This window comes from Streptomyces sp. NPDC096311, assembly GCF_044763085.1.
Lineage (GTDB): Bacteria > Actinomycetota > Actinomycetes > Streptomycetales > Streptomycetaceae > Streptomyces.
Window position 1 is genome coordinate 1 of sequence record NZ_JBIWFN010000029.1, and the last position, 25,090, is coordinate 25,090.

Annotated in this window: 25 protein-coding genes; 8 read left to right on the forward strand and 17 right to left on the reverse strand. The window is 68.8% G+C overall.

The window, feature by feature from the left end; all coding sequences use genetic code 11:
- Positions 1-150: 150 nt before the first annotated feature.
- From ACIRA5_RS46730 to ACIRA5_RS46740, 3 genes are all read right to left on the reverse strand, one after another.
- The gene (locus ACIRA5_RS46730; protein WP_403702632.1) at positions 151-837 is read right to left on the reverse strand and encodes a hypothetical protein; all 687 of its coding nucleotides are present in this window, start codon (positions 835-837) and stop codon (positions 151-153) included.
- 346 nt (positions 838-1,183) lie between these two features.
- Positions 1,184-1,555: a toxin Doc gene (locus ACIRA5_RS46735; RefSeq protein WP_403702635.1), complete on the reverse strand. Its 372-nt coding sequence runs from the start codon at positions 1,553-1,555 to the stop codon at positions 1,184-1,186.
- Between the two features lie 2 nt (positions 1,556-1,557).
- The gene (locus tag ACIRA5_RS46740) at positions 1,558-1,809 is read right to left on the reverse strand and encodes a YlcI/YnfO family protein (RefSeq protein ID WP_403702638.1); all 252 of its coding nucleotides are present in this window, start codon (positions 1,807-1,809) and stop codon (positions 1,558-1,560) included.
- Positions 1,810-2,329: 520 nt separating this feature from the next.
- Here ACIRA5_RS46740 and ACIRA5_RS46745 point away from each other — a divergent pair.
- Positions 2,330-2,878 (forward strand): DUF1062 domain-containing protein, encoded by a 549-nt coding sequence (locus ACIRA5_RS46745; RefSeq protein WP_403702641.1) that lies wholly within the window; start codon positions 2,330-2,332, stop codon positions 2,876-2,878.
- 445 nt (positions 2,879-3,323) lie between these two features.
- Here ACIRA5_RS46745 and ACIRA5_RS46750 read toward each other — a convergent pair whose 3' ends face one another.
- The 3 genes from ACIRA5_RS46750 to ACIRA5_RS46760 form a co-directional block, all read right to left on the reverse strand.
- On the reverse strand, positions 3,324-3,746 hold the full coding sequence (locus ACIRA5_RS46750) for a hypothetical protein (RefSeq protein WP_403702643.1): 423 nt from the start codon (positions 3,744-3,746) through the stop codon (positions 3,324-3,326).
- Between the two features lie 16 nt (positions 3,747-3,762).
- The gene (locus ACIRA5_RS46755) at positions 3,763-5,364 is read right to left on the reverse strand and encodes a GMC family oxidoreductase (protein WP_403702646.1); all 1,602 of its coding nucleotides are present in this window, start codon (positions 5,362-5,364) and stop codon (positions 3,763-3,765) included.
- Between the two features lie 91 nt (positions 5,365-5,455).
- Positions 5,456-6,892, reverse strand: a complete 1,437-nt coding sequence (locus tag ACIRA5_RS46760; RefSeq protein WP_403702649.1) for an aldehyde dehydrogenase — start codon at positions 6,890-6,892, stop codon at positions 5,456-5,458.
- Positions 6,893-7,327: 435 nt separating this feature from the next.
- Between ACIRA5_RS46760 and ACIRA5_RS46765 the strand changes: the two genes are divergently transcribed.
- A complete protein-coding gene (locus ACIRA5_RS46765; protein WP_403702652.1) occupies positions 7,328-7,948 on the forward strand; it encodes a TetR/AcrR family transcriptional regulator in 621 nt (206 codons plus the stop codon).
- Positions 7,949-8,396: 448 nt separating this feature from the next.
- Positions 8,397-8,732 carry a hypothetical protein gene (locus tag ACIRA5_RS46770; protein ID WP_403702655.1) on the forward strand — a complete coding sequence of 112 codons (336 nt, stop codon included), beginning with the start codon at positions 8,397-8,399 and terminating at the stop codon, positions 8,730-8,732.
- A gap of 75 nt (positions 8,733-8,807) precedes the next feature.
- Here the strand turns inward: ACIRA5_RS46770 and ACIRA5_RS46775 are convergent, their stop codons facing one another.
- The 6 genes from ACIRA5_RS46775 to ACIRA5_RS46800 all read right to left on the reverse strand — a co-directional run bounded on the left by ACIRA5_RS46775 (position 8,808) and on the right by ACIRA5_RS46800 (position 13,645).
- On the reverse strand, positions 8,808-8,975 hold the full coding sequence (locus ACIRA5_RS46775; RefSeq protein WP_403702658.1) for a hypothetical protein: 168 nt from the start codon (positions 8,973-8,975) through the stop codon (positions 8,808-8,810).
- A 127-nt stretch (positions 8,976-9,102) separates the two neighbouring features.
- Positions 9,103-9,978 carry an arginase family protein gene (locus ACIRA5_RS46780; protein ID WP_403702661.1) on the reverse strand — a complete coding sequence of 292 codons (876 nt, stop codon included), beginning with the start codon at positions 9,976-9,978 and terminating at the stop codon, positions 9,103-9,105.
- 53 nt (positions 9,979-10,031) lie between these two features.
- Complete coding sequence (locus ACIRA5_RS46785) at positions 10,032-11,168, reverse strand: alpha/beta hydrolase fold domain-containing protein (protein WP_403702664.1); 1,137 nt, start codon at positions 11,166-11,168, stop codon at positions 10,032-10,034.
- 89 nt (positions 11,169-11,257) lie between these two features.
- Positions 11,258-12,082, reverse strand: a complete 825-nt coding sequence (locus ACIRA5_RS46790; protein WP_403702666.1) for an aquaporin — start codon at positions 12,080-12,082, stop codon at positions 11,258-11,260.
- Positions 12,083-12,085: 3 nt separating this feature from the next.
- Positions 12,086-12,901: an MBL fold metallo-hydrolase gene (locus tag ACIRA5_RS46795; RefSeq protein ID WP_403702668.1), complete on the reverse strand. Its 816-nt coding sequence runs from the start codon at positions 12,899-12,901 to the stop codon at positions 12,086-12,088.
- A 72-nt stretch (positions 12,902-12,973) separates the two neighbouring features.
- The gene (locus tag ACIRA5_RS46800; protein ID WP_403702671.1) at positions 12,974-13,645 is read right to left on the reverse strand and encodes a DsbA family protein; all 672 of its coding nucleotides are present in this window, start codon (positions 13,643-13,645) and stop codon (positions 12,974-12,976) included.
- Between the two features lie 117 nt (positions 13,646-13,762).
- Between ACIRA5_RS46800 and ACIRA5_RS46805 the strand changes: the two genes are divergently transcribed.
- Positions 13,763-14,668: a helix-turn-helix domain-containing protein gene (locus tag ACIRA5_RS46805; RefSeq protein WP_403702673.1), complete on the forward strand. Its 906-nt coding sequence runs from the start codon at positions 13,763-13,765 to the stop codon at positions 14,666-14,668.
- Between the two features lie 255 nt (positions 14,669-14,923).
- Here the strand turns inward: ACIRA5_RS46805 and ACIRA5_RS46810 are convergent, their stop codons facing one another.
- The 3 genes from ACIRA5_RS46810 to ACIRA5_RS46820 all read right to left on the reverse strand — a co-directional run bounded on the left by ACIRA5_RS46810 (position 14,924) and on the right by ACIRA5_RS46820 (position 19,178).
- The gene (locus ACIRA5_RS46810) at positions 14,924-15,607 is read right to left on the reverse strand and encodes a response regulator (protein ID WP_403702676.1); all 684 of its coding nucleotides are present in this window, start codon (positions 15,605-15,607) and stop codon (positions 14,924-14,926) included.
- The gene (locus tag ACIRA5_RS46815) at positions 15,604-16,827 is read right to left on the reverse strand and encodes a sensor histidine kinase (protein ID WP_403702679.1); all 1,224 of its coding nucleotides are present in this window, start codon (positions 16,825-16,827) and stop codon (positions 15,604-15,606) included. Before ACIRA5_RS46815 ends, ACIRA5_RS46810 begins: the two co-directional genes overlap by 4 nt.
- 113 nt (positions 16,828-16,940) lie before the next feature.
- Complete coding sequence (locus tag ACIRA5_RS46820; protein ID WP_403702682.1) at positions 16,941-19,178, reverse strand: MMPL family transporter; 2,238 nt, start codon at positions 19,176-19,178, stop codon at positions 16,941-16,943.
- A 179-nt stretch (positions 19,179-19,357) separates the two neighbouring features.
- On the opposite strand from ACIRA5_RS46820, the gene ACIRA5_RS46825 reads away from it, so the two are divergent.
- Entirely contained in the window at positions 19,358-19,603 is a 246-nt protein-coding gene (locus tag ACIRA5_RS46825; RefSeq protein ID WP_403702685.1) for a hypothetical protein, read from the forward strand.
- Positions 19,604-20,231: 628 nt separating this feature from the next.
- Here the strand turns inward: ACIRA5_RS46825 and ACIRA5_RS46830 are convergent.
- Positions 20,232-20,696: a hypothetical protein gene (locus tag ACIRA5_RS46830; protein WP_403702688.1), complete on the reverse strand. Its 465-nt coding sequence runs from the start codon at positions 20,694-20,696 to the stop codon at positions 20,232-20,234.
- Between the two features lie 1,245 nt (positions 20,697-21,941).
- Between ACIRA5_RS46830 and ACIRA5_RS46835 the strand changes: the two genes are divergently transcribed.
- Positions 21,942-22,394, forward strand: coding sequence for a nuclear transport factor 2 family protein (locus ACIRA5_RS46835; protein ID WP_403702691.1), 453 nt, complete (start codon positions 21,942-21,944; stop codon positions 22,392-22,394).
- Positions 22,395-22,428: 34 nt separating this feature from the next.
- On the opposite strand, the gene ACIRA5_RS46840 is transcribed toward ACIRA5_RS46835, so the two are convergent.
- Complete coding sequence (locus tag ACIRA5_RS46840) at positions 22,429-23,037, reverse strand: TetR/AcrR family transcriptional regulator (protein ID WP_403702694.1); 609 nt, start codon at positions 23,035-23,037, stop codon at positions 22,429-22,431.
- Between the two features lie 46 nt (positions 23,038-23,083).
- Between ACIRA5_RS46840 and ACIRA5_RS46845 the strand changes: the two genes are divergently transcribed.
- Positions 23,084-23,548 (forward strand): SRPBCC family protein, encoded by a 465-nt coding sequence (locus ACIRA5_RS46845; RefSeq protein WP_403702697.1) that lies wholly within the window; start codon positions 23,084-23,086, stop codon positions 23,546-23,548.
- An 828-nt stretch (positions 23,549-24,376) separates the two neighbouring features.
- The gene (locus ACIRA5_RS46850; RefSeq protein WP_403702700.1) at positions 24,377-25,084 is read left to right on the forward strand and encodes a phosphatase PAP2 family protein; all 708 of its coding nucleotides are present in this window, start codon (positions 24,377-24,379) and stop codon (positions 25,082-25,084) included.
- Positions 25,085-25,090: the final 6 nt, after the last annotated feature.

The following is a 25,090-nucleotide window of genomic DNA, read 5'->3' on the forward strand; positions in this document are numbered from 1 at the left end:
CAACTGCGCCCGAGCACGGTTCACTTCATGTGCGTCCACACACTCAGCATGCCGCTGAACACGGCCGACAGAAAGACCTAACGGAGTCCTACTAGGGGTGTCGCCCAGGCCGTGCGTCACCGGCCAACGCCCGGCAAAGCGCCCGACGCGTCAGGAGACTCCGCTCCCGGTTGGTGTCGGCGTTGGTGTCGGCGTTGGTGTTGGTGTTGGTGTTGGTGTTGGTGTCGGTGTGTCCGTGACGTCGGGAGTCGGCGTCGACTCCGTGCCGGTGGCAGTGGGCGAGGCGGGCTCGCTGGTCGGCTCCTCGGTCGTGGCCGTCGTCGACTTGGACGCTCCCACCGCCTCCCCGGAGAGGGGCACGGTGAGCGTCCTTCCTTGGGAGGTCACGGCCGTCAGAGTCCCACTGAACCATCCCGACTTCTCAGCGGTGTGCGAGAGCGCGACCTGGCAATTCTCGCCGGGCTGCAGCTCGACGTTCTCGCAGCCGTTCTCGGTGATCGAGATCTTACCGGTATCGGCGGTGGCGGCGAAGTGCCGCAACGTCGTCGGCACATGGCCGGTGTTGACGAAGTCCACCCTGCCGCCGGCCGGGTCGCCCACGTTCGCGGTCGGGACGTGGATCGCCGGCACTGTACGTCCTTCGTCCGAGCCGTCGTCGACGTCGACTCTGCCCAGCTCGCGGCCCCCGTCGGACGCAGTGCTCTGTACGGAATCTGTCGCGGTGGTCCCCGTCGGCTGAGGTTTCGGCTGCCCGCCCTCGTCCTTGCACCCCGTTGTCGTAGCCAGCGCGGCGATCATCGCTGTCACGGCAAGGCTTCGGGTGATCGCAGACGTCATGGCGTCAGTCCTCCGCTCCCCTCGGTCCGGCTGGGCTGGGCCTCAACGTGGCACACCCGAGGGCGGGCGCTGATCGGACCCGCCAGGGAAACGGGGTGATCACTCGAAAGGACACCCGAACAACACAAAGGGCCGTCACCCCCGAGGGGACGACCGCCCTTGGCTCATGCTGCTCGCCTACTGGTCGTACGGACCGTAGTCGTGGTCCTCCCCGGCGGCACTGCCTGGCCGGGTGCAGCGCCCTTGTGCCTGCCGGCCGACGGCCCCGAGTGCCGTCACTCTCCGACACCGAGAACCGCACCATGCAGGACACCGCGCTGCACCAGGCGCTGCATATGGGGTGAGTTCAGATCCGCCAGGAGCGGATGCGGTCGGCTGCGTCGTACCCGTCGGCGCGGCCGGCGTCTATGTCGCGGGCGAGGTCGATCAGCGCACCGTACGGCGGGTCCACAGCCTCGCCCGCGGCGCCCATGTACGCCGTGACGATCGCGGCACCGTACAAGGCATTGCGGGCCGGGAGGGGGCGCAGCCGGATGATCGCATGCATCAGGGCCGCCGCCCGCCAGGCGTTGTCGACGACGACGCCGACCTGGGGGGTGTTGACCCGGTGGCGCGCGACTGCGGCCACGAGGTTGGAGAAGTCGTGGACCGAGGGGTTCTTGGGCAGCACTTCCGACTGGCGCTCCAGCAGCCAGCGGATGTCGATATGAAGCTCCATGGTCAGGCAGCAGTCCGTCCAGAGGCGTCCAGCCGGGCAGGAGCATCGTCGGGAAACGCCGCGTCGAACGCGGCCGCGTTGTCCGCGACGAACGCACGGAAGACGTCGGCGGCCCTGTCCAGGCGGGGATCGCGGACCGCGTTGTGCGCGGCCTCGGTGATGAGCGCGGTGACCGTGGTGCCCTCGGCCTCGGCCCGCTCCTGCAGCTGTGCGTGGAGCTCTTCGGGGACTCGGATTGTCACTGACTTCGACATGTTCCGACCGTACAGCAAGGCGTACAGCACGGGGATGGGTGCGACGAAACCGAACCCGATCGAGGCGCCTTCCCACCTCGGGCCGAGGCGCCGACGACACAACTGATCAGCGGCTCAGGTCGGTGGATACCGAGCAGGACTTGCCTGTCGGTGATCTCGAGGCGCGCGGTCATCGCGTGACCGTCCACACCGAGCACCGGTCGCCGTTGTCGGCCTGGACGGTGTGGGTGGCCCCTTTCCGGGCACGGCGCGTCCCACCACTCGTACGGCCACGATTTGAGGCAGACGAGGTTCAACTCAACAGCGCCTCGCGCAGCTGGCCACCTGGTGGTGAGGCGCTCGAAAACCAGTGGAGCAGCCCCCTGTGCGCCATTACCGTGCTGTCGAACCAAGTCGCCTAGGCAAGGACGTCCCGTTGTACACCGTGTGAGACCTCCCGAGTGCTGATTCGTCGCGCGTCGCGCTTGTTGCGCCGCGCTGCATTTTGCTGCGGACTTCTCACTGAAACCGGTGTACTTCTGTGCTCGAAAACTGGGTTGTCATGCCCACCCGCCTGCCCCTCGTTCTCCGCCGTTGCCACACGTGCACGTCCGAGCGATTCCAGGCAAACGGTAAATTTCGCGTCAACGCACACCACAAGCTCCTCGACGCCTGGCTCCTCGTACTCTGTACCGGTTGCGGGGAAACGGCGAAGCTCACGGTCCTGGAGCGGGTGAATGTGCGCTCCGTACGACCTGAGCTGCTGGACCGGCTGCACGACAACGACCCTGGTCTGGCAGCCGAGTTGCTCCAGGATCCGGTCGTGCGGCGCCGTAATCGCATCGCCCTCGACTGGGACAACGCCTGGCGCCTCGACACCGGCGGATCGGATCACCTGGACCGCGAGGTGATCGACGTCTCGGTCCGCTTTGCGGCGCGGATCCCTGTCCGACCGGTGCTGCTGATCACTGAAGGGTGCGGTCTTTCGCGGGCCGAGGTCGAGCGACTGATCACCGAGGGGAAGCTCGTTTCGGCAGTCCGGCTGAGCGGCAAGCTCTCCGGCGACTTCACCTTCACGCTCAAGCGCTGAGCCCTCCTCGGGACCACGGGCCTGTCCGGCAAGATCCGCCGGACAGGTCCTGGCTCACAGGTGCCTCGGGGCGTTGGGAACTGTTTCGGGGGCAGGACGTCGTCCCCGTCGGATGGCATCGGATGGCAGTCGTTTCTCGCACGGGCCGGGTGGTGTTCCTGACGACCCACCAGTGGAACACCTGAGTCGGAGCTTCCACCGCGAGTGTCCCTCTTCGTCCTCGACGGCATCCGGTCCCACGAGGGGCGCAGGCCCTGACCGGGGCCGCTTGCCTGGACGTTGAACTGGTAGTGGCCCCCCTGCCGTCGCCAATCAGCGGCGTTGGAGAGCACTTGAACCGCTGCAGCAGAGCCCGGGCCGGCACCGCTGCTGCACGCCCGCACCGGCGTAGGAAGCCACCTCTGATGCACTCGTCGGCGCCGTCGGGAATTCGGGGGCGGCTCGGTCAAGGCGGGATTATCCGTGGTGGGTGAAATCGCACATGGGCCCCGATCGGCCTCTGCATCCGGGGGCACAGCCCCACCCGAGCAGGCTGCGGCGAGAGACGGAGCCTTATGCGCATGACGACGTGGGCGCGCTCGTACGTGAGGGTGGAGGCTGCGACGGTGAACGCGCTGGAGGCGCCTGCGGGCGGCGAGGACTCGAGCGCGTCCATGTTCTCGCCACCGTCACCGCCACGGTCAGGAACAACAACGAGCAGCCCTTGGCTCGCGGCGGCCTCGACCGCCACGTAGAGATCAGCGTTCTCTCCCCGGCAGGCGCCGGTCACGACGATGGACGGCGGTCCGGATGCCTTGGCCTGATACACCGTCCGCTGGAGGCCCTTGATCAGATGCTTGGGCTCCGGCCACCCGGTGTGGTTCGCCACTTTGACGGCGACGCTGCTACCCGATCCGCTCGGCCGCCTTTTCGGCGATCATGATGGTGGGTGCGTTGGTGTTTCCGCTGATGACAGTCGGCATGATGGAGGCGTCGACGACACGGAGTCGCTCGACTCCGTAGACCTCCAGGTCCGAATTGACGACGGAGTCGTCACCGGTTCCCATGGCGCAGGTGCCCACCGGGTGATAGGCCGTGGCACTCCACCTGCGGACGTGCTCTTCGAGAGCCGCGTCGTCCATGCCGTCCAGACAGTCCAGGTCGTCACTGGCCGGCAGGTACGCTCGCGCCAGGTGTGCGGCGAACGGTGCGCGGTGGGCGATGCCCATGACCGCTCTGAGTCCGGCGACCATGACCGACATGTCCGCGGGTACGTCGCAGTACCGGGGATCGATCAACGGTGGGGCCTGCGGATCAGCTGACGCGAGACGGACGGTGCCGCGAGTCCGCGGGTTCATGGGATAGCAGTTCATCGTGAACACCGGCCGGTCAGGTACTTCCTCACCGCTGTGAATGAGCGCCGTGGCCCCTCCCACCAACTGGACGTCAGGACGGCTGGTGCCGTCCGTGACGTTGAGGAACGCGCCGACCTCGCCGTAGTTGGAGGCGAAGGGCCCGTCGCCGTGGGCGCGCCACCGTTCGAGGTTGTCCGGGGTGAGCAGGTCCCGGATGATGTCAGTCGCGTTCCGGGTCTCCCACGCGACGGGAGTCATCAGATGGTCTTGCAGGTTGTGTCCGACCCCGGGCAGGGGGACGCGGACGTCTATCCCCACGTCGTGCAGCTCGCCGGGATCGCCTATGCCCGACAGGAGCAGCAACTGGGGCGAGTTGATGGATCCGCCGCAGAGCAGGATCTCCCGGTCGGCGTGGGCCACCCGCTCCTGTCCGTCCCGGAGATAGGTGACGCCGACCGCGCGTGATCCCTCGAGTGTGATCTTTGTTGCCAGGGCGCCGGTGCGTACCGTGAGGTTGGGTCGGGCAAGGGCCGGGCGCAGATAGGCGTCGGCCGCGGACCATCGTCGCCCGTGATGGCATGTCACCTGGTACAGGCCGGCGCCGACCGGGGACGCACCCGCGAAGTCGTCGTTGTGGTCGAGTCCCCATTCCACGGCGGCGTCCAGCCAGGACCGTGAGAGTTCATGGGTGTAGACGCGGTCCTCTACGTGCAGGGGTCCGTCCGCACCGTGGTAGGGCTCGCCAAGGCGGCGGTTCGACTCGGACTTCACGAAATACGGCAGGACGTCGTCGTAGCCCCAGCCTTTCGCACCGTACTCGTCACGCCAGCCGTCGTAGTCGTGCCGGTTGCCCCGGGTGTAGATCATGACGTTGGTGGATGACGACCCGCCCAGTGTCTTGCCCCGGGGCCAGGAGAAGGTGCGGCCCGGCTGGGGCTGTTCAACCGTCCGATAGCTCCAGTCGGTATGCGATCCGAAGAGCATTCCGAGCGCGGCTGGGATGTGGATGAGTTCGTCGGTATCGGGGCCGCCCGCTTCGAGGAGCAGCACTCGGACGCGGTCGTCGCGGCTCAGGCGGTCCCCGAGCACACAACCGGCGCTGCCGGCGCCCACGATGATGTAGTCGAATCCTTCGGTTCCGGTGGAAGTCATGCTGGCTCCCTCGCCCGCCGGATGGTCGTCGCCTGGACTCGGCCGAGCCGGGCGACGCATGCCGGCCGTCGCATCAGGGGTGGTAGTTGCATCAGGGGTGGTAGATCGACTGGACTTGCTGGTATGCATGAAGCCCTTCGGGCCCCAGTTCGCTGCCGAGCCCGCTGGCCTTCCTGCCTCCATAGGGGGAGGTGAGGTCGGGCAGATAGCCGTTGAGCCCGACGGTGCCGGTCCGGAAACGGCGGGCCACCTGGGCACCGTGGTCCAAGTCCGTGGTCCAGACGGTGCCGGCGAGGCCGTATGCCGACTCGTTCGCCAGGCGCACTGCCTCGTCCTCGCCGTCGTAGGAGGTGATCGTGAGGACCGGGCCGAAGATCTCTTCCTGCGCGATGGTCGATGAGTTGTCGACGTCGGCGAATACGGTGGGTTCGACGAACCAGCCTCGATCGAGGCCGGGCGGCCGGCCTCCTCCGGTGGTGAGCCGAGCCCCTTCGTTGAGGCCGGTCTTGATGTAACCCAGCACACGTTCGCGCTGGCGCTGGCTGACGAGCGGGCCGATCTGGGTGTCGGGGTCGAGTGAGTCACCCACGACGGCGTCACGGGCCATCGCCGTACAGAACTCGACCACTTCCCGATACCTGCTGCGGGAGGCCAGGATCCTGGTACTCGCGTAACAGGTCTGACCGTTGTTCAGCAGACTGGCCATGAAGAACTGCTCAGGGTTCGCGCCGAGGTCGGCGTCGTCGAGAACGACGGCGGCGGACTTGCCTCCCAGTTCCAGGGTCACCGGCCGCAGCAACTCGGCGCATGCGGCAGCCACTTGACGCCCCGCTCTGGTGGATCCGGTGAACGACACCTTGTCGATGTCAGGATGGGAGACCAGATACGCGCCGGTGTCGCGGCCGCCCGGAACGATGTTGATCACGCCGTCGGGGATGCCCGCTTCCTGGACCGCCTCCGCCAGCAGCACCGAGTCGAGGACCGTCTCCGGCGCCGGCTTGAGGACGAGCACGCAACCGGCCGCCAGAGCCGGGGCCATCTTGAAGAAGGCGATGGTCTGAGGGAAGTTCCAGGTCATGATGGCGGCTACGACGCCTGCGGGCTCCCGGCGGACCAGAGTGGTGCCACGGGGCAGTCCGGTACGCATCTCCTCGCACGGCATGCTGTCGGCCAGACCCGCGTAATAGCGCAGCAGTGCTGACGGCACCACACCTTCGAAGGACCGGGCGACAGTGATCGGCATGCCGTTCTGTGCGCTGACGGCGGCGGACGTCGCCCCCTTCCTGGCATCGAGCGCATCTGCGAGACGGATCATGGCGGACGCGCGACGTTCGGTGCCCCAGGAGGCCCAGCCGGTCGGTGCGTCGAATGCGGCACGAGCGGCCCTGACCGCCCGGTCGATGTCGTCCCGGGAACCGTCCGGCACAGCACCGAGCTGATCGCCGGTACTCGCGGATACGGCGTTGATGACGCGATCGCCGGACGCGTGTACCCAGCGTCCGCCGATGAACAGATGGTGGGGATTCATGGTGAACTCTCCCCTCGGCATGGCCGTGGGACCACGGCACGCCGTGGTGTTCGATAGGTGGATGACCAGCGGGCACGAGGGCGCTCAGCGCAGTACACGGGCCGCTACCGGTCGTGACTTCCTTAGTCCGTAGCCCGGCGCGTCGAACCTGCGGGTGGGCCACATCTGCGACGCCCCCTGCGGCTGGTACCTGCCTCGCGAGGAGCGCTTTCACGGTTCACGACTGAATAAATGCGACGTTACACCCATCTGGGGTAATGCGTCACCAGATGGGTAGAATATGGGCAGAAAACTTTGGTCGCCGCCCGATGAGGGAAGGCCCGACCGACGGCTCTCAACCTCACGCGATGCCAGTGGGCATCGAGGTCCGCAGACCGGGCCCCGGTGCGCGGCAACGCACCATGAGCAGGACGCCTCAAGGAGAGGTGGCACATCATGAGGACCTATGGCGGAGCAACGGCGGAACAGCGCACTTCGCTCCGCCGTCGACGCCTCATGGAAAGCGGTCTCGAACTTTTCTCCAGCCAGGGATACGCGCACACGTCGATCAGTGCGGTACTCCGCCACGCCGGAGTGAAGGACAGGTACTTCACGGAGAGCTTCTCATCCCTCGACGACCTCATGGCAGCGCTCATGAGAGACATCTACGAGGAACAGATCACCCGATGCGCCGAGGCGATCGGCACAGACCAGCCGCTGCGCGACCGGGCTCGAAACATGATCGACGTCATCGTCGGGCTTCCTCTGCAAGACCCGAGAAAAGGGCGCGTCAAACTCGCGGAATCCCTGGGTGCCGGTCCCCTCACGGCGCGCGAACGACGTCTGGGCCTGCAGCGTATGAGCGGCCTCGTGGACTCCCTCCTGAGGGAAGGGCTTCACGATCCCCGGATCGACACAGCCACCATGTCCGTGGCCGTCGTGGGTGCGGTCAGCGAGATGCTGCTGAGCTGGTTCAACGGGGTTCTGGACATCTCGAGGGAGGAGCTGGTGGATCAAGGCCTTCTCCTCTTCGAGGCCATCACCAGCATGCCCGGCGGCACCCCGTCGGTCCCGTAGAGCATGTACCGGTCGAGGAGATCGGAGGAGGGGTAGCGGCAGGTACCGAGACTACGCAGGGTGTTGTGGCCAACGTACGTCTGTGGGCGACCATCGCTGGTCGGCGTGCTGCTTGCCGCATCAGGTAACTGCTCCCTGCCGTAAACGGAGGGGTGCTGAAAGCCGACCACTCAATTCGAGCAGAATGCCGGGACCGGGGCTATCGCGGGTCCCGCCACCTGCCAGAACGCCTGTTGCTGATGGGCAGGAACGGCCGGAGCCGTGCCCACACCCCTGCTCCAGCAGGTCCAAGCCCAGGCCGACGCCGCGGATGACATCGACTGGGTCGTCTCGGTCGACTCCCCCATCGTCCGCGCCCACCAGCATGCGGCCGGCGCTCGCACCGATCCGCCGCCGACCCCCGCTTCACAGGGGGCCGGACCGGCAGAACACCTCGACCAAGGAAGGGGTGCCCGCGTTCTTCCTGGCCTGGCAGACGTACGGCTTCGCGGCCGTCGGGTCGCTCTCCGTCTTCCTGCTGGGATACGCGATGCGAGGAGGGCCGTTGATCGCGTCCCAGCCGGCCCTCACACTGGGAGATGCCACGGTCAGTTTCTTCCTCGGCGTCAGGCTCTTCGCGGAGACGCCGCGGAGCGGCACATGGCTCCCGCCCGCGCTCTCGGGCCTTGCCCTGCTCTGCTACGGCGTCTTCGCCCTGTCGCACACCCGGTGTCCGGCGAAGGGTGTCGGCCCGGACGAGGACGTGCCTCACCAGGATGAGCGGCCCGCCGCGGCCACCATGTGACGGGACAACTACGCGGCAGCGGGCCGAAAGACGGGAGGGTGCGGCCCTGCGCCGACCGGCCACACCCTTGGCGCACTACTCCGGCTGGGTAACGGCGGTGCGTCGGATGACCGCCTCGCCCTGGTCCGTGGCGACGGCCACGGCGTACACACCAGGGCGTTCGCCGTTGTACCTCAGGGGCAAGTCGCAGGCCCCGTCGCCGAGCCATGAGCGCATGTCCTTCTTGGTACCGCCGACCTCCATCCAGGTGATCCCCTGCGGGGAGTTCTTCTCCCCAGGCGACTCCTCGCGCCCCGCCTGTCGTTGACAGTGGAGGGTATGAGCGCGTCCTCGTCCCGGCATGTATATCGATGCCGGTGCTCCTCGGATGTCACGGGATCAGCGGGAAGCGGTCCATGATGCTCAGCAGGTGCATGAGTTGGCGGGGGAGGTATTCGGCGATGGTCAGGCCCACGACGTCGGAGGTGCCCTTGACATCGGAGACGATGCGGTTGACCTCGGTGCCGGTGAGGCCGTCGGGTTCGATGCCGAGGCCGAGGACCACCTCGTTGCTGTCGACCGCGTCCACGTCGAAGTGGATGGCGACGCGGGAGCAGCCGGTGGACGCCAGCCAGTCGAGGAGCGGCTGGGTGCTGGTGCGCAGGTCGTCGGGGCTGAAGCTGGTGATGCCCCATTCGGCGACGTTGGGGAAGTCGTCCTCGGTCCACGAGTGCAGGCCGACCAGGGCCACCTTGTCCGGGGAGATCGTGGCCGGGAGGACATCTTGGATGTCGGGGTCGCCGTGACCGGTGAGCGTGGCCAGGGCCATCGCGTGGTAGCCCTTGTACTCGCTGACGGGGGTGCCGATGTCGGGGTGCGAGTCGGTCCAGATGACCGCCAGGTCGTCGCCGTAACGGCGGGCCAGCTCGGAGAACGGGGCGACGCTCACCGAGCACTCTCCGCCCAGGGTGGTGATGCGGGCCGGGGCCTGCTCTTCGATGATCTTGAGGGCGGCGTGGAGCTGCCGGACGACTACGGCCTTGGCCTCGACGCCGTCGCGTTCCTCCAGTCCCTCGTCGCTCATCGTCACCGGGACTGTGGCGGTGGGGCCGTCGTGGGGCGGCAGCACCGCTTCGAGGACCTTGGCCCCCAGCGCGTAGCCGCGGCGGGCGACGTCGAGTGGGAACTCGGGGGCGAACGTCTCGACGCTCCAGGTGCCGGCGCCCTGCCACTGCGGCCAGATGAGACGGAGGGTGGAGTCGGGCATGGGGTTTCTTTCCTTTCCCAATCAAGCAGTTCGGTTTTGCGGGTGCTTGTTCTTCATGCCGACGTAAGGCGCTCGTGCCGGGACCGGACCGTTGAGGCGAAGCGATGGATGTCGCGGATCGTCGAGTGGTAAACGTCCGGGATTGCCTGGCGGAAGATGCTCGCGGCGCCATGGACGATGCCGAGGTTCACGCGTCCGTGGGCGGGCACGCCGGCCGCAAGGAGCTTGCGGTAGTAGGCGATGCCCTCATCGCGGAACGGGTCCAGTTCGTCGACCGCGATGACGTGCGCGGGCATGCCGACGAGTTCGCTGCTGTCGACGAAGTACGGCCAGGAGAGCGGGTTCTCCGTGTGTTCGCCGTCGGGGTCGTAGACCGTGCCGAACAGGTCCATGGCCTGGCAGTTCATGAAGTAGCCGTCGTTCTCGACGAGGGAGGGAAGCTCCTTGAGCTTGCGCTCGGTGTCCCAGGCGTAGCCGCCGCTGATGTAGGGGACTGCCACGTACACCCCGTCGATCGCGTCCAGGCGGCCTTCCCGTCGGGCTTTGATCGTGGTCGCGAGCGACAGGTTCGCGCCGCCGGACTCGCCGTGCAGGACGATCTTGGAGATGCCGAGTTCGGCGCGGTGCTCGTCGGCCCAGAGCAGCGCGCTGTAACAGTCGTTGAGACCTGCGGGGAACGGGTTGAGCCCCTCGGACGTGTAGGCGTTGCGGAAGTCGACGAGGATCACCACGGCCCCTTGGGCGGCGATGTCGCGGCACCAGCGGTCGTGGACCTTGCTGTGTGTGTCGAGGATCGCCATGGCGCCGCCGTGGAGGTACAGCACGCCCGGCAGGACCTCGTCCCCCGACTCGGGGCGGTAGATCTTCAGGCCGATGTCGTTGCCGTCGATGCCGCGCACCGTGGTGGTCCGGGTCGTCACGGTGACGTCGTCGTCGCCGGGCAGATCGTTGGGGAGGGCTTCGTAGAAGGTGCAGAAGGCGGCGTGAGAGTCGGCGACCGACTCGACGACACGCTCGAGCCCGTCGGCCCGCGTCACGGCCGGAACCTCGAGGAGGCCGTCGAACCCGAAGTCCGCGAGCGCCTTCAAGAGCCGTGGGTCGATGCGCGGGTCTGTTCGAGGGGTCAGGGCGGGATTGCCCAGTCGTCCCGGCTGGGCTGCGGTCGAAGAGGTCACCGGATTGGACGGCATGCGATTCTCCAGGCGATGTCTGAATGCTTATTGCGGTGTGGATATGGCGAGGCGGTACTGGCGTGGGGTGACCTGGTCACACGAGGGCGTCATCCTGCTCGAAGCGGCGACGCGGGCCGGGGCTGCCCAGAGCGGCGGGAACGGCACCGGGCAGCCAGGGCGGTGAGGGCCGCCCCGGCGAGCGGTACCAGGAGGTAGGCCCACAGGTGGGCGGGCTTGTCGGCCCAGAGGGCGGGGTCGAACTGGCGGGCAGGGTTGGCGGATCCGCCGGTGAGCGGGCCGAGGGCGACGATGACCGCGGCCGTGGCGGTCGGCAGAGCGAGCGGGATCCACTTCGCCCATGCGGGGTGGGACATCAGGAGGAACGCCACGGTGATGATCGCGGCGGTGGCCGCGTCCTCGGTGGTGAACTGAGCGGCGTCCGACCAGGCGGGCGTGGGCTGGACGGCGGCGTAGGCCATGCGGTCCGCGACGACCGGGCCCCAGAGGAGGCGGGCCAGGCCCGCCCCCACGACGGATCCGGTCAACTGGGCGGCGATGTAGGGCAGGACGTTCCGGCCGGGGAACGCGCCGGTCAGCCACAGGGCGAGGGTGACGGCCGGGTTGAGGTGCCCGCCGGAGTACCGCCCCCAGCGGGAGGACAGTGCCCACGCGAGCGCCGCCCCGACGATCACGGCTACGGCTGCGAGCTGGTGGTGCGCTTCAGGCAGGAACCGGCTGAACGGTGAGGCCATCACCCAGCGGACGGCCGTGACCAGGACGAACAGCACACTGCCGGTGAGAGCGAATTCCACCGCGGCAGCGGCCCGGACGGTCTTGGCGCCTGGGGAAGCGGGCCGTCCGGCGACGACAACGCCGCCGCCGGAGACCGTACCGGGTGCCCGCGGGGCGGGGGCACGGGTGCCGGTGAGCATCGGTCAGCCCCACGTCATCTCGCCGGTGGCGACTTTGGTGCCCAGGTCCAGGGCCACCAGCAGGCCCAGGTCCGGGTGGCGCGTGAGCATCGCCGCCTTCAGCGCCTCGGCGCTGTTGCCGCCGGCGGCCAGCTCCTGCTCGAACTCGGCCAGGTAGGCGCGGGTGTCGGCGATCACCGAGGCGTCGGTGGCGGAGTCGGCGGAGCGGTGGCCGGCGACGACGTAGCGCGGGTCGAGCTGCTCCATCTCGGCGAGCGTCTCGGCCCAGGCGGCACGCTCGCGTGAGGTGGCGGTGTCGGCGGTCCACACGTGCAGGCCGGCGAAGAGCAGCACCCCGCCGACAACCGCGCGGTCCTCGGGCTGCCACAGGTACTCGGTGCGCCATACCAGGTCCGGGTGCCCGCCGCGGAGCTCGAAGTCGTGCCCCTCGATGCTGACGCGGTCCCCCTCCAGCACCTCCGGGACGACCACCTCGGTCGGGAGGTTCCTGCCCAGGTGCGCCCAGGTGTGCAGCTTGCCTTCCCAGCTGGCCTTGATCCGCTCCACGGTGGTGGCGGTGGCGACGATCCGGGCGTCCGGGAACGCCTGGCGGATCACTTCCAGGCCGAAGTAGTAGTCCGGGTCGGAGGTGGTGACGACGACGGTGGTCAGCTCCTTGCCGCTGTCGATGATGTCGGCCAGGACCCGGTGCTGCTCGGCGAGCGTGAACTGGCCGTCGACCAGCAGTGCTTCGCGCTCTCCGGTGATCAGGACGGACGACTTGTGCAGGCCGGTGTCACCGGCGGTGTGAACGGTGTACGCCAGCGTGGTGGTGGACATGGGCTCTGCCTTTCAAAGGGGGGCTTCGCAAAGGGGTGGGTGTTCGCCTCGAGGGCGGGGTGCGGAAGGGGTTCAGGCGGCGGTGGCGGCCAGGTGCTGGTCCAGAGCACGGGTGAGGGCGTCGGCCGAGGCGACGGGGCCGCTCATGCGGTCGGTGCCGTGTGCGGTGTGCAGCAGGAGGGTCGGGTAGCTGTCGACGCCCAGGCGGCGCACCTGGTGGAGGTCGGCCTCCGCCTCGGCGCGCGCGGCAGGCGAGCCGTAGGCCGCGGCCACCGCGTCCGGATCCAGGCCCAGCTCGGCGGCGATGTCCCGGTAGACCTGTACGTCGGAGAGGCTGCGGCCGTCGACGTACCAGGCGCGCTGCATGGCCGCGCCGGCTTCGAGGGCGTTCGCGCCCGGCTGGCTGCGCAGCGCGACCAGGCCCCTGGCGGCGTCGGCGGAGTCCATCACGGCGGTGCCCTCGGCCAGCGCCCGGCGGTAGCCGGAGCCGAAGGTGACTCCGGTCAGCTGGGCGATGCGCTCGTTGGCGCCGGGGATGTGCGGGAAGGCCGCCAGCGGCAGGGCGCGCGAGCCGGTGAACAGGCCGCCGGACAGCACCCGCAGCTCGATCCGGTCGGCGTTGGCGGCGGCGAAGTCGTGCAGGGCCGGGCCGAAGCCGTAGCACCAGCCACAGTAGGCGTCGAAGGCGTAGGTCAGCCGTGCGCGGCCGGCGGTGTGGTCCTGCTTCACAAGCTGGGTCTTCATGGGGTACGTCGTCCTCTCCTAGGCTCTGGTCTGTCAGCGGCCGCTGCGGTGGTGCGCCGCGGCCACACCAGAAACGTAGGAGCGCAATCCGGCGCGACCCGGATACGCTGGCGACTGATGATGGTCAGAACTGGACAGCGAGCAGAAAAGCGCATCCCCGATGTCGGTTTCGCTGCTCCCGTGGGGACACCGGCCGGGGTGGAGGTGCTCTCCCTGGCGGTCTTGCGCGAGCGCGCCCCGGTCCGGCTCGGCAAGGGGCGGATCTCGCTTCCCCAGCGCCCGGACTTCCACCACCTGATCACGCTGTCCGAAGGCCGGCTGCGGCACACGGTCGACTTCACCGGCTACACCCTCGAACCGGGAGCCTGGCTGTGGGTGCGTCCCGGCCAGGTGCAGCAGTGGGGCGACCTCGAGCACGCCGAGGGCACCCTGATCCTCTTCGAGCGCGACTTCCTCGACCCGGCCACCGTCGTCGCGGCCCGCCTGGACGAACGGCACGCACCGCCGCTCCTCACACCGGTCGGCGAGGACCGCGCAGCCCTGGAGATCGCGTCCGCCCACCTGGAGCACGAGTTCCACGCCCTGGGCCGCGTCCCGCTGGAGGCGCACGTGCTCATCCTGCGCCAGTTGCTCGGCGCGCTGGTCCTGCGCGCCGCCCACATCCAGGCCCCGGGCAGCCCGGCCACCGACCCGGGCGAGCCGTATGTACGGTTCCGTGCCGCGGTGGACCGCGACTTCACCCGCCTCCGCCGCGTCGAGGACTACGCCCACGCCCTCGGCTACTCGGCCCGCACGCTCTCCCGCGCCACGCTCGCCGCCGACGGAGTCACCGCCAAGGAGTTCATCGACCGCCGCGTCCTGCTGGAGGCCAGACGGCTGCTCGCCCACAGCGACCAGTCCGCCGCCCGGATCGCCGCCCAGCTCGGCTTCTCCAGCGCCACCAACTTCAGCAAGTTCTTCCACCGGCACACCAGCAAAAGCCCCCTCGGCTTCCGCGGCACGATCCGCGGCACACAAGGCTGAGCCGGCCGGAGCCCACTTTCATGGACTCCCAGGTCACGCGGCGCGTGGTTCCGAAGGCGGCAGTGAACGCGTGCCGCGGAGACGGTGAAGCCGCTGACATTCTTCCGCGAGCCTGTCCACGGGCTTGCGTCGGGTCGCCTTGTGGCCCAACCATCCCGGAGAAATCAACGGACGCGCTCGACCGCGCTTTCGCTGACATTGGTCTTCCCTGACGCAGTGAAACGACTCCCCATTGCACTCAAGTGCCTGGTCTTCCTACCGGTTTTCAGGGTGGATGACTTGGACAAGCCCGCTTTGGTAAGCGAGGGCGACGAGTTGTGCGCGGTCGCGGGCGCCGAGTTTGGTCATGGCGTGCTGGACGTGGCTGCGGACGGTGAGGACGCTGACGACGAGTTGTTCGGCGATGTCGTGGTTGGACTTGCCGAGGGCGGCGAGGGCGGTGATCTCGCGTTCGCGGGCTGTGAGGTTGTGCAGACGTTCCGGGGACACGTGCACGGTGCCTGGTTGGGTGGTGGCGAGGAAGCGGGTGATGAGGGCGCGGGTGGCGCCCGGGGATAGGAGGGCGTCGCCCGCGGCGATGGTGCGGATGCCTGCTAGAAGGGTGTCGGTGGTGACGTACTTGCCAAGGAAACCGCTGGCTCCGGCGCTTAGAGCTCGGGCTACGTGCTCGTTGGTTTCGAAGGTGGTGAGGACGAGGATGCGGGTGCTGGCGAGGTCGGGGTCGGCGCAGATGGTGGCGGTGGCGGTGAGGCCGTCTGATCCAGGCATGCGGATGTCCATGACGACGACGTCGGGGTGGTGGGTGCGGGTAAGGGCGACGGCTTCGTCGCCGTTGGCGGCTTCGGCGACGACTTCGAGGTCGGGGCAGGAGTCGATGAGCAGGCGGAAGGTGCCCCGGAGCAGGGCTTGGTCGTCGGCGAGGAGGACGCGGATGCTCAACAGGGGGCCTGTTCGTTCAAGGTGTGGGGCTGCAGCGGCAGGGCTGTAGTGACGCGGAAGCCGCCTCCGGGGCGGGGGCCCGCGCGTAGGTCGCCTCCGACGGCGTGGGCGCGCTCGCGCATACCGATGATCCCGTAGCCATTGGGGCCGGTCTCCGGCTTGTGGGCGAGGGCGGCCGCGGTGGCGCCGTTGTCGGTGATCGTGATGACGATCCGATTGCCCGTGTGGGCCAGGGCCACGCGGGCCGTGGTGCCCGGGGCGTGTTTGGTGATGTTGGTAAGGGCTTCCTGAATGATCCGGTACGCGGTCAGGTCCACGCCCGGGGACAGGGGCTTGGGGGTGCCTTCGGTGGTGAGGGTGACGTCGAGGCCGGCGCCGCGATAGGTGGCGATCATGGTGGGGAGCTGGTCCAGGCCGGGGGCGGGTTCCAGCATGTCGGCGTCCGCGTCGTCGGCCTGGCGCAGGAGTCCGACCACGGCGGTGAGTTCGTACAAGGCGGAGGACGTGGTGCGGGTCAGGTCGGACAGGATCCGCTGCGCCTGCTCGGGCTGGGTCGGGGCGAGGTGGGCGGCGGTGCCGGCCTGGGCATTGGCGACGGCCATGTGGTGGGCGACGACGTCGTGGAGTTCGCGGGCGATGCGCATGCGCTCTTCGGCGACCCGCAGCCGGGCTTCCTCCTCGCGGGTGTGCTCCGCGTGCTCGGCACGGGCCTGAACGGATTCGACGTAGGCGCGGCGCAGCCTGACCCTGCTGCCGATGACGAGAGGGAGCATCAGCCAGAGGAACGGGCCGGTGATCTCCAGCGCGGGAGAGGTCCCGGGGGGAAGGTAGAGCAGGCCGCTGACGATGACGGCGACCGTGGTGACTCCTCCGTAAAGGCGTGCGGTGCGCTGCTCGGTCAGGGCGGCCAGCCAGTACAGGGCGACCATGGCGGGTGCCAGGGTCAGCGGCGTGAGCAGGTAGCCCAGGACCGTGGTGGCGATCGCGCAGCTGGCGGTCACGACGGTGACGGTGCGCGGGGCGCGGCGGCAGGCCAGGATCGCGAGGCAGGCGATGCCGGCGACGAGCTGGGCCGGCCATTCGTGGCGGGGGTAAGGGGTGCCCGCGGTACTGATCTTGGAGCCGAAGACGGCGCAGCCGAACAGCGCCAGCGCGATCATGGCGTCGGCGATGTGCGGGTGCCGGTCGGTGTGCCGCTCCAGCTTCCAGGTCAGGGCCACGGTGTTTCTCCAGGAGAGGATGTGGTCCCCATGCTTACCGATATCCGGGCCGAAGGCCCCCGAGATCCGCCGGTGAGATGTGTCTCGGGCGGCTCGCGGGGCCTCCCGCCGGTTCAGGCGCGGGGAGATGAACTGGTGCGCAGGGGGTGCGTTTCCGCGTCCTCGACGGACGTGGGTGTGCTCGCGACGTCGAGCGCCGCGGTGTCCCGCGCCAGAGCCTCCCCCTCTATGTCGACGTGGGGAAGGACGCGCTCCCAACGGGCGGGCAGCCACCAGGCGCGGGGGCCGAGGAGGGCGAGGACGGCGGGCACCATGGTCATGCGGACCACGAAGGCGTCCAGGAGGACCGTCGCGGCCAGGCCGAAGCCGATCATCTTCATCATCGCGTCGCTGCTGCTGATGAACCCGGCGAAGACGGCGATCATGATCAGAGCTGCGGCGACCACGACGCGGGCGCTCTGCCGGAAGCCGGAGACGACGGCCTGGCGGGGGTCCTCGCCACGGGTGTGTGCCTCCCGGATGCGGGAGACAAGGAACACCTCGTAGTCCATGGCCAGGCCGAAGGAGATGCCGGCGAGGAAGATCGGCATCATCGACTGGATCGGCCCGGTGGCGTTGACCCCGAGCAGACCGCCGAGCCACCCCCACTGGAAGACGGCGACGAGCATGCCCAGCCCCGCGAGCAGGGACAAGACGAATCCGAGGGTAGCCTTCAGCGGAACCAGCACGGATCGAAAGACGACCAGCAGCAGCAGGAAGGCGAGGCCGACGACGGCCAGCACGTAGGGCAGCAGCGCGCCGCTGACCTTCTGCGCGATGTCGATGTTGGCCGAGGTCAGACCGGTGACGAGATAACCGGCGCCGGTCTCCCGCGCTATCGCGTCGCGATGGTCGCGGATCGCTTTGACCAGCTCGGTAGTCTGCTGGGAGTCCGGCGCGGCAGCCGGGATCGCGCTGATCACAGCCGTGTCACCCTCGGCATCGAACTGGGGCGGCGAGACGGAGACGACCCCGGGCAGCGCGCTGATCCTCTTCGCGACCGCGGCTGTGGCGGCCTTCGGATCGGCGGCGTCCTCGGCGGTGACGACGAGGGTGAGTTGCCCGTTGTATCCGGGCCCGAACGCGCGGCTGATGTCGTCGTAGGCCCGCCTCTGGGTGTCCGCCGTCGGTAGGATCGCGTTGCCCGCCTCGCCCAGCTTCAGACTGGCGGCGGGCACGGCCAGGACTCCCAGGCCGACGACGGAGACCAGCAGGACCGCCAGCGGACGGCGCATGACGAATGCGGCCCACCGGCTGCCCAGATTCGCCCTGGACGCCCTGACCGGCCGGGGCGTGCGGCGACGGACCGCGCGCGGCAGGACCGCCCGGGGCCAGAAGCCGAGCAGCGCCGGAGTAACGGTCAGTGCCACGACGACGGCGACCGCCACCGTGGCGGCGGCAGCCAGTCCCATCTTCGTCACCGACGGAATCCCGACCACCGCCAGCCCCGCCAGAGCGATGATCACGGTGAGGCCGGCAAACACCACCGCGGACCCCGCCGTTCCCGCGGCCCGCCCGGCGGCTTCCCGCGGCTCGTGGCCCCTGGCCCGTTCCTCGCCGTAGCGGGAAACGATGAACAGGCCATAGTCGATACCCACCGCGAGCCCCAGCATCAGACCCAGCGACTGCGTCGAACCGGACAGGCCGAGCACGCTGCCCAGAGTCATGATCGACGCGAGGCTGAGCCCGACACCGACCGCCGCCGTCAGCAGCGGAAGCCCGGCCGCCACCAGCGACCCGAACGTCAGCACCAGCACGAGCGCGGCCACCGCCACACTCACCGCCACGCCGCTGTCCGAAGGACTGGCGTGCAGCGCGTTGCCGCCGACCTCCACCGTCAGACCGGCCGCCCTGCCCCGCTCAGCGGCATCCTGCAGCGCGTTCTTCGTCCCTGTGGTGAGGTCGTCCGCGACGGACTTGTAGTTGACCGTCGCCAGAGCCGTGGAGCCGTCGGCGCTCACCGTGTGCTCCTCGAACGGATCGCTCGCGCCGACCACCTGCGAGGAGCCGGCCGCCACCTCCACGGCCTCACCGATCGCCTTCTCGTACGCCGAGGCCGTGACCTTGCGCCCGTCCGGAGCCACGAACACCAACTGCGCGCTCGCTCCGTCAGGATTGGCGTGGAAGTCCCGCGCCAGCAGGTCGTTCGCCTGCTGCAACTCGGTCCCGGGGATGGTGTCGTCGTCGGGCGGCGCCGCCGGAGCCCGGCTCGCCGCGGCCACCACTCCCGCCAGCACCGCCAGCCACAACAACACCACGAGCCACCGGCGGTGGAAGGCCCCCCGGCCCAGCCGGTACAACAAAGCTGCCATCAGCAGAAACACCCCAGATCAATGCCGGAACGAACCTGCCAAGCCTCGCCCGACGGCACCGGCCCGGTCTTCCTGCTCCTGCGGGTACTTCGTCTCTACTGCAACCGCACCGGTTCCTACTGCAGCAGCAGTAGACGGCCTGGCATGAGACAGCCCTGGTAGCTCACATAAACGGTGAGTTGGTCGTATGGGACGCCGCGGGCCGCCTCGCGTTCGAGCGGTTGCAGAACCGGTTTGCCCGGCGCGGTGCCGGGGCGGCCCGGGCGGCGGAGTGGCCAGCCCACTTCGTCGCGTTCGATCCGTTGCGGCTGTCCGAGACGGACACGACTGGGTGGCCGTCCCGACGGCGCAGGGCCGCACTGGAGTCCGTGTTTGCCGCCCGCCGACTGTCGGCGCCGCCCGTCCCGACCCCCAATGACCGGTAAACCCTCGTAAGCGTTAACGGTGATCACCTGTCGGATATCACCTGGGAGATGAACATGGCGGCATCCCACAGCCCTTCAGCAGCGGGTGCGCGAGGTCGTGGAGCGCACCGAAACGGTCCTGCATGCCGTAACGGCCGCACGCACCGTTACGCGGCAGGGCGGGTGCAGATCCCAGGCGCCCGCACAGAGGCTGAGCCGACGGCCCTGCACCCTCCCCGAGGACGCGGTCGAGCGCGTGCAGGCTCTCGCGTACCTGCGCGGCGCAGTGGGCGATCCGCAGATGCACCAAGGAGTGGCCCTGCGCCGACACCTTCTCCCACGCGATAGCGAAGCAAGAGGTGTTCTTCGGTCTCGCGTGGTCGGCGAGATGGTCAGGGTGCGCTGTCCCCTCTATTGGGCCGACCAGGGCGGACTGCCAAACCGGGGGCCGATGGCTTCGGCCGTGCGCGTCCACTTCCAGCGGTCACGACCGTGAGCAGGCCAAAGAGCGAGCCGGGCTTCGTGACCCTGCCGCCCCGAGTCAGGCGCACGACCTCACCGCCGTCGGCCGGATTCGTCCCCCGACTGGCCTGGTGCCCCGGGGTAGACACGTCTCCCCGGGGCACCAGAGCATCGGTGTGCTGGAACGTCAGCCGAAGTTGTACACGGTGACGGTCACGGATCCGCCTTCGGCGCTGATGGTGTATTCGCCGGGGCCCGTGTAGGGCACGCAGCCGTCGGCGAGGACGTCGTCGTCGTTGATGCCGGTGTCGTCCTCGCCCACGAAGGCGCACACCTCGGTGACGGGGTGCGGGACGAACCGGTGTTCGGCACCGCCGAACAGCGGATAGCGGGGCAGGGTGGGGGTGTTGATGTCCCGGTCCGGGTGTTCCCACAAGGCGGTCTGCTGGCCCCACGGGGCCCTCACCACGACTTCACCGTAGGGCTCGGGCAGGTCGTTGTCGTCGCTCTCCCGGGGGTTGGAGAACACGATCGAGTACGTGATGGGCCCACCGGGCACCTGAGCCTGTGCCGCGCCGACGCTCACCCCGCCGACCAGCACCAGGACTGTTGAGGCAAGGACCGCCAGCCGGCCCGCAGACTTGGGACGCATCCCAAACTTCCTTCCACTCAAAGTAGCCAAGCGACTACGGAAAGTAGGCTATGCGGTTGCGGAAGCGCCTGATCCGCTCCCTTGGCTAAACCCCCCGCAGGGATGGGACGGAAGCCAACTCGGTCAGTGTGCGGGCGCACGCGCGGCTGATTCTTGCCAACAGTGCTCCTCCGCGCGTTGGCCCCTGCGCCGGAACTCCTCCCCAGAGCACGGTCGTTCTGGCTTCAAGAACAAATGCTCAGCCCCAGGCCTGCCACCTCGCATCGCGGCCGTACGGATGCGTCAGGCACCGCACCGGCGGCAGCCGACGCGCCCGTGTCCCGGCGGCCTGCGCCTGTTCATGGCTTCCAGGGCTGGTACACGAGGTGCGGGCCGCCGACCTGCGGGCGAGAGGGCCATGGCCGAGATGGTGGGCTGCTCAAGCACACCAGCAGCGCAGCCCCGGCGTACGCCGTGAGCACCCCGGACGGGCGGGTGCTGCTCGCCCACCACGTATTCCCATCGGCGCCTCAACTCGTAGGCGTGGATCAAGGAGTCCGAGGCGGCTGCCGGTCAGTCCCCCACCGCAGGAGGGCGAAGGGGCCGACGGCGCGACCGCGTCAGCTCCGGATCGCTCTGCTCGGGAGCGTTCAGGAGTCCCCCGAGGTCAACTCGTTCGACGGGCAGAAGCCGTGGGGACTCCTCCACGGACGGGGTGCTGCTGCTGGCGGTCGGGCCCGTGCCGAGTCGGCGTCGCTTGGTACTCATGACGAGAGTCTGACCCATGCCCGAAGTCCCCCGGCAAAGCAGCCCGCGTTGCCCATGCCGATGCCCAGAGCGGGGATCAGACTCCGGTACGACACGGCCAGCACGGCGCTGATGAGCATGCGCCGCGAGATGGCCCAGTCCAGACCAACCAGCCACAACCGATGCTGCGTCTCTACTCCCGTTCCCTGCACGGGACCGCTCCCTGCACGGGACTCCGGCCTGGGCGCCCCGCTGCCGCCCGCCAACTTCTTCGCTCCCGCGCCTCGGTATGCATCATGCGAGCAGGCACATGCCGAGCGCGGTCGCCGAAGCCTGGCTCTGGACCAGCCGACGCGTGTCGTGCCGTTCGTGCTGTTCGTGCCGTTCGTGCCATTCGTGTCGGCGGATCCTCATTGCGGTGCGCTCTGAGCGGGGACGTGTCACATTCCGGAGGGCCTTGTCGTCGTACTGCTGAGACGAACATCGTGCACCGAGTTCAAAGCGATGAGGAGGAAACCGATGAGTGACTTTCAGGCCATCGCGGATCGCGTCGAGATCGAGGCGCTGCGCGGTGAGTTCACCGACGCGGTGATGATGCGCGACTACGACCGCATCGCTTTGCTGTTCACACCGGACGGCGTATGGCGTATGCCCAACATCCCCGTTGAACTCGAAGGGCAGGAGCCGATCCGCGCCTGGGGCAGGCGGGTGCCGGATGTCGTGGACTTTCTTGTGCAGAATACGCACCCGGGCGTGATCCAGCTTGACGGCGACACCGCGTCGGGCCGCGCGTATATGTCAGAAGTCGGGCGTGGCCGCGACGGCCGCGGAGGGCTGAACTACGCCATCTACCATGACCGTTACCAGCGCACCGGCGACGGTTGGAAGTTCGCCGAGCGTGTCTACGAGGTCCGGTACGAAGACGCCTCGCCACTGGCGGGCTCACCGCCCCACCCGGCTGAGGATGCGTGACCAGCCCTGCCGCCCGGCCTGAGCGGCGGCTCCGTCACTTCGAGCCGTAGTACAGCTGGAGGAAGTCCTCCATCGCCGCGTTGACGCCATCGCGGTCACCAGTGGCGAGCAGGTCGAGCAGCAGACCGCGGACGGTGGCGAGTCCCAGCCTGGCGCGGTTCCGGGCCACGGCAGGGTCCACCCCTGAGGCGACCTCGGCGGCCACGAGCGGCTCCAGCCAGTCGTTCACGAGCCCTTCGAGGAGCGGGGCAGCCTCGAGGCGGCCCCGCAGCGCGTGCCCGTAGATCTCGAAGAAGAGCCGCTCCTGACCGGCCAGTCGAGGGTCCGTCAGCTGCTGCCAGAGGAGCCGCGCAGCATCCGCGGGCGAGAGACCGGGTTCCAGGCGGAGCCGGGACAGCACATCACGCTGGCGCTGCTCCGACGTCCGGACGATCTCGACGAACAGGTGTTCCTTGGAGCCGAAATAGTGGATCAGCATGCGGTGACTGACGCCGATCGCGGCGCCCAGGCCACGCAGGCTCAGGTCCGCGATGCCGTGTGCCGCGACGTAATCGACGGCCGCGTTCACCAATTCAGCGCGCCGACCCGCGTCCGTGCCGGGCGCTGCCCCGCCCTCAGGATGTGGGCCGTCCGTATTCGTCACGTCACGAGTGTACCAATTGGTACATGCCCTGTGTACCGTGTGGTACATGAAGTCTGTCAGCGTGTCGATCGACGTACCGCAGACGCCCGAGCAGGTCTACGACTTCCTCGATGTCATGGCTCACCATGAGCGATTCACCAACCACTACCTGACCGGATGGCGCTACAGCGGCCCCGGCCAGGGCATCGGATCGTGCGCCACGGTCACCGCGGCGCTGGGCGGCATGAAGACCGACGTCACCATCGAGGTCGTCGAGGCCGACCCGCCGCGACGCATCGTCGAACGGAACATCAGCGCGGCCGGCCGACGCCTGGCCCAGGGCACCTACACCATCGAACCGCTGCAGACCGGCGGGAGTCACGTGACGTTCACGTACGCCTGGTCGCGCGTCCCGCTCGCCGACCGTCTGCTGACACCCGTCGTCCGGGCCAGGATACGACGCGCCAACCGCACGGTCATGCAACGCCTGGCCACCGAGTTGGCTCGCCATGTGTCCGCTGCCGGATCCTGACGTCGGTACATGTCGGTTCTTCTGCCCGACGCAGCACCCGGGGCCCTTGGCGGACCAACGACGGTGAGCCGTGAGTACTGAACTGATCGGCCCTCGATCGGGGGGAGCTGCGTGGTGGGAGGGTTGTATGTGAACGTCTACGGACCCGGGATCGACGTCAGAGGGCACTTCCTCGGCATTGACGAGTTCAGTGAGATCTACCTCGTAGAGAGGTAGGTAGCCAGTTTCGGTCAAATGCCGGAGGCCATGGCGAACCTGAGCCTCGGAGTCATGCCTTCAGGGACACTACGAGACAGGGGTGCGGCTCACACTTCGCGACTGTCCGACGGCGGTTTGCCGCGACCGGATTGTTGGTTAGGCTGACAAATAGAGGCTGATCCTGATGCCCTTGGGCAGGGTGAAGGCCAGGCCGGTGAGTTCGGGGCTGCAAAGACTTACGGCTCCCGCGGAGTCGTGGAGGCCAGGAGCGGGTGTCCGCGGGGCAGTTGTGATCGCAGAAGCGTGGGTCGGACACGACGGGGGGCTCGCGTTGGATCGCCTGGCCGGAGCGGAAGTGGAAGTCGCCCCAGCCCAGTTCGTGCTTGACGGGTTTGGAACCTTGCTCGGTCCGGGAGCCGAGGACTTGACGGGACACACAGGCCGTGGCGTACCTGGACTTACGGTCGTCGGAGTCGTCCGGAAACAGCGCCCCGCCGTCGTGGGCCGCGGCCAGCGTCCTGTTGCGGTCCCGCGGCGCCGGCCGGGCGGCGACGTAATCCCGCCACGCCCGACGCTGCGGACGGTGGACAAGAAGGTCACCACCGCAGGTCGACCGGACGCGGTGGGCGTGTGACCGGCCGGCCGGCGCCCGCGGTGCTGCCCCCATCGCTGCGCGTGTGGCTCGGGCTGATTGCGGCCCTCGCCGCGCTGGTGGTCGTCGCGCTCGGGGTCCTGTATGCCGGCCACAGCGAGCCCGGCGGCGTGGACATGTGGATCCAGACGGCGGTGGACGGTGTGCGGTCGCCGTGGCGGCAAGTCGCTCTGGCCATGGACTTCTTGGGGGAGCCCGCCGGATCGGCGACGCTGATCGTGGCCATCGTGACGGGCTGCCTGCTGCTTCGGCGTCCTCGCGCAGCCGTGCTCGTCGTTGCCGGCGTCGGCATCACCGTGGGGACGGCGACGCTGCTCAAACACCTGGTGGGACGTACCATCCACGGCGACGAGAACCTGTCCTACCCGAGCGGGCACACCGCCTTCTTCACCGCGCTCGCCCTCGTGGTGGCGCTGCTCGCGACCGGCCGGCTCGGCCTCGGCAGGACGGCCGGCACCTCACTCGTGTTCGCCGCGGCGCTGGTCGCCGGCGCTGCCATGGGCTGGGCGCAGGTCGCCCTGGGCGCGCATTACCCGACCGATGTCCTCGGCGGCTGGTGCACCGCGCTGGTGGTGATACCGGCGACCGCGTGGCTGGTCGACCGGACGGCCGACCGGCTGGGCGACCGAACGGCCGACCGACTGGGCGACCGAACGGCCGACGCCGGTCCGCGGGAGCGTCGCTGACGCCAG

Excerpts from the sequence above, each read along its gene's own strand:
- ACIRA5_RS46845 (WP_403702697.1), top strand. The coding sequence starts at position 23,084 with ATGAAGTCTGTCAGCGTGTCGATCGACGTACCGCAGACGCCCGAGCAG.
- ACIRA5_RS46765 (WP_403702652.1), top strand. The coding sequence starts at position 7,328 with ATGAGGACCTATGGCGGAGCAACGGCGGAACAGCGCACTTCGCTCCGC.
- ACIRA5_RS46755 (WP_403702646.1), bottom strand. The coding sequence starts at position 5,364 with ATGACTTCCACCGGAACCGAAGGATTCGACTACATCATCGTGGGCGCC.
- ACIRA5_RS46820 (WP_403702682.1), bottom strand. The coding sequence starts at position 19,178 with ATGGCAGCTTTGTTGTACCGGCTGGGCCGGGGGGCCTTCCACCGCCGG.
- ACIRA5_RS46805 (WP_403702673.1), top strand. The coding sequence starts at position 13,763 with ATGATGGTCAGAACTGGACAGCGAGCAGAAAAGCGCATCCCCGATGTC.
- ACIRA5_RS46775 (WP_403702658.1), bottom strand. The coding sequence starts at position 8,975 with ATGGAGGTCGGCGGTACCAAGAAGGACATGCGCTCATGGCTCGGCGAC.
- ACIRA5_RS46795 (WP_403702668.1), bottom strand. The coding sequence starts at position 12,901 with ATGTCCACCACCACGCTGGCGTACACCGTTCACACCGCCGGTGACACC.
- ACIRA5_RS46790 (WP_403702666.1), bottom strand. The coding sequence starts at position 12,082 with ATGCTCACCGGCACCCGTGCCCCCGCCCCGCGGGCACCCGGTACGGTC.
- ACIRA5_RS46730 (WP_403702632.1), bottom strand. The coding sequence starts at position 837 with ATGACGTCTGCGATCACCCGAAGCCTTGCCGTGACAGCGATGATCGCC.
- ACIRA5_RS46735 (WP_403702635.1), bottom strand. The coding sequence starts at position 1,555 with ATGGAGCTTCATATCGACATCCGCTGGCTGCTGGAGCGCCAGTCGGAA.
- ACIRA5_RS46800 (WP_403702671.1), bottom strand. The coding sequence starts at position 13,645 with ATGAAGACCCAGCTTGTGAAGCAGGACCACACCGCCGGCCGCGCACGG.
- ACIRA5_RS46835 (WP_403702691.1), top strand. The coding sequence starts at position 21,942 with ATGAGTGACTTTCAGGCCATCGCGGATCGCGTCGAGATCGAGGCGCTG.
- ACIRA5_RS46785 (WP_403702664.1), bottom strand. The coding sequence starts at position 11,168 with ATGCCGTCCAATCCGGTGACCTCTTCGACCGCAGCCCAGCCGGGACGA.
- ACIRA5_RS46830 (WP_403702688.1), bottom strand. The coding sequence starts at position 20,696 with ATGCGTCCCAAGTCTGCGGGCCGGCTGGCGGTCCTTGCCTCAACAGTC.
- ACIRA5_RS46780 (WP_403702661.1), bottom strand. The coding sequence starts at position 9,978 with ATGCCCGACTCCACCCTCCGTCTCATCTGGCCGCAGTGGCAGGGCGCC.
- ACIRA5_RS46760 (WP_403702649.1), bottom strand. The coding sequence starts at position 6,892 with ATGAATCCCCACCATCTGTTCATCGGCGGACGCTGGGTACACGCGTCC.
- ACIRA5_RS46740 (WP_403702638.1), bottom strand. The coding sequence starts at position 1,809 with ATGTCGAAGTCAGTGACAATCCGAGTCCCCGAAGAGCTCCACGCACAG.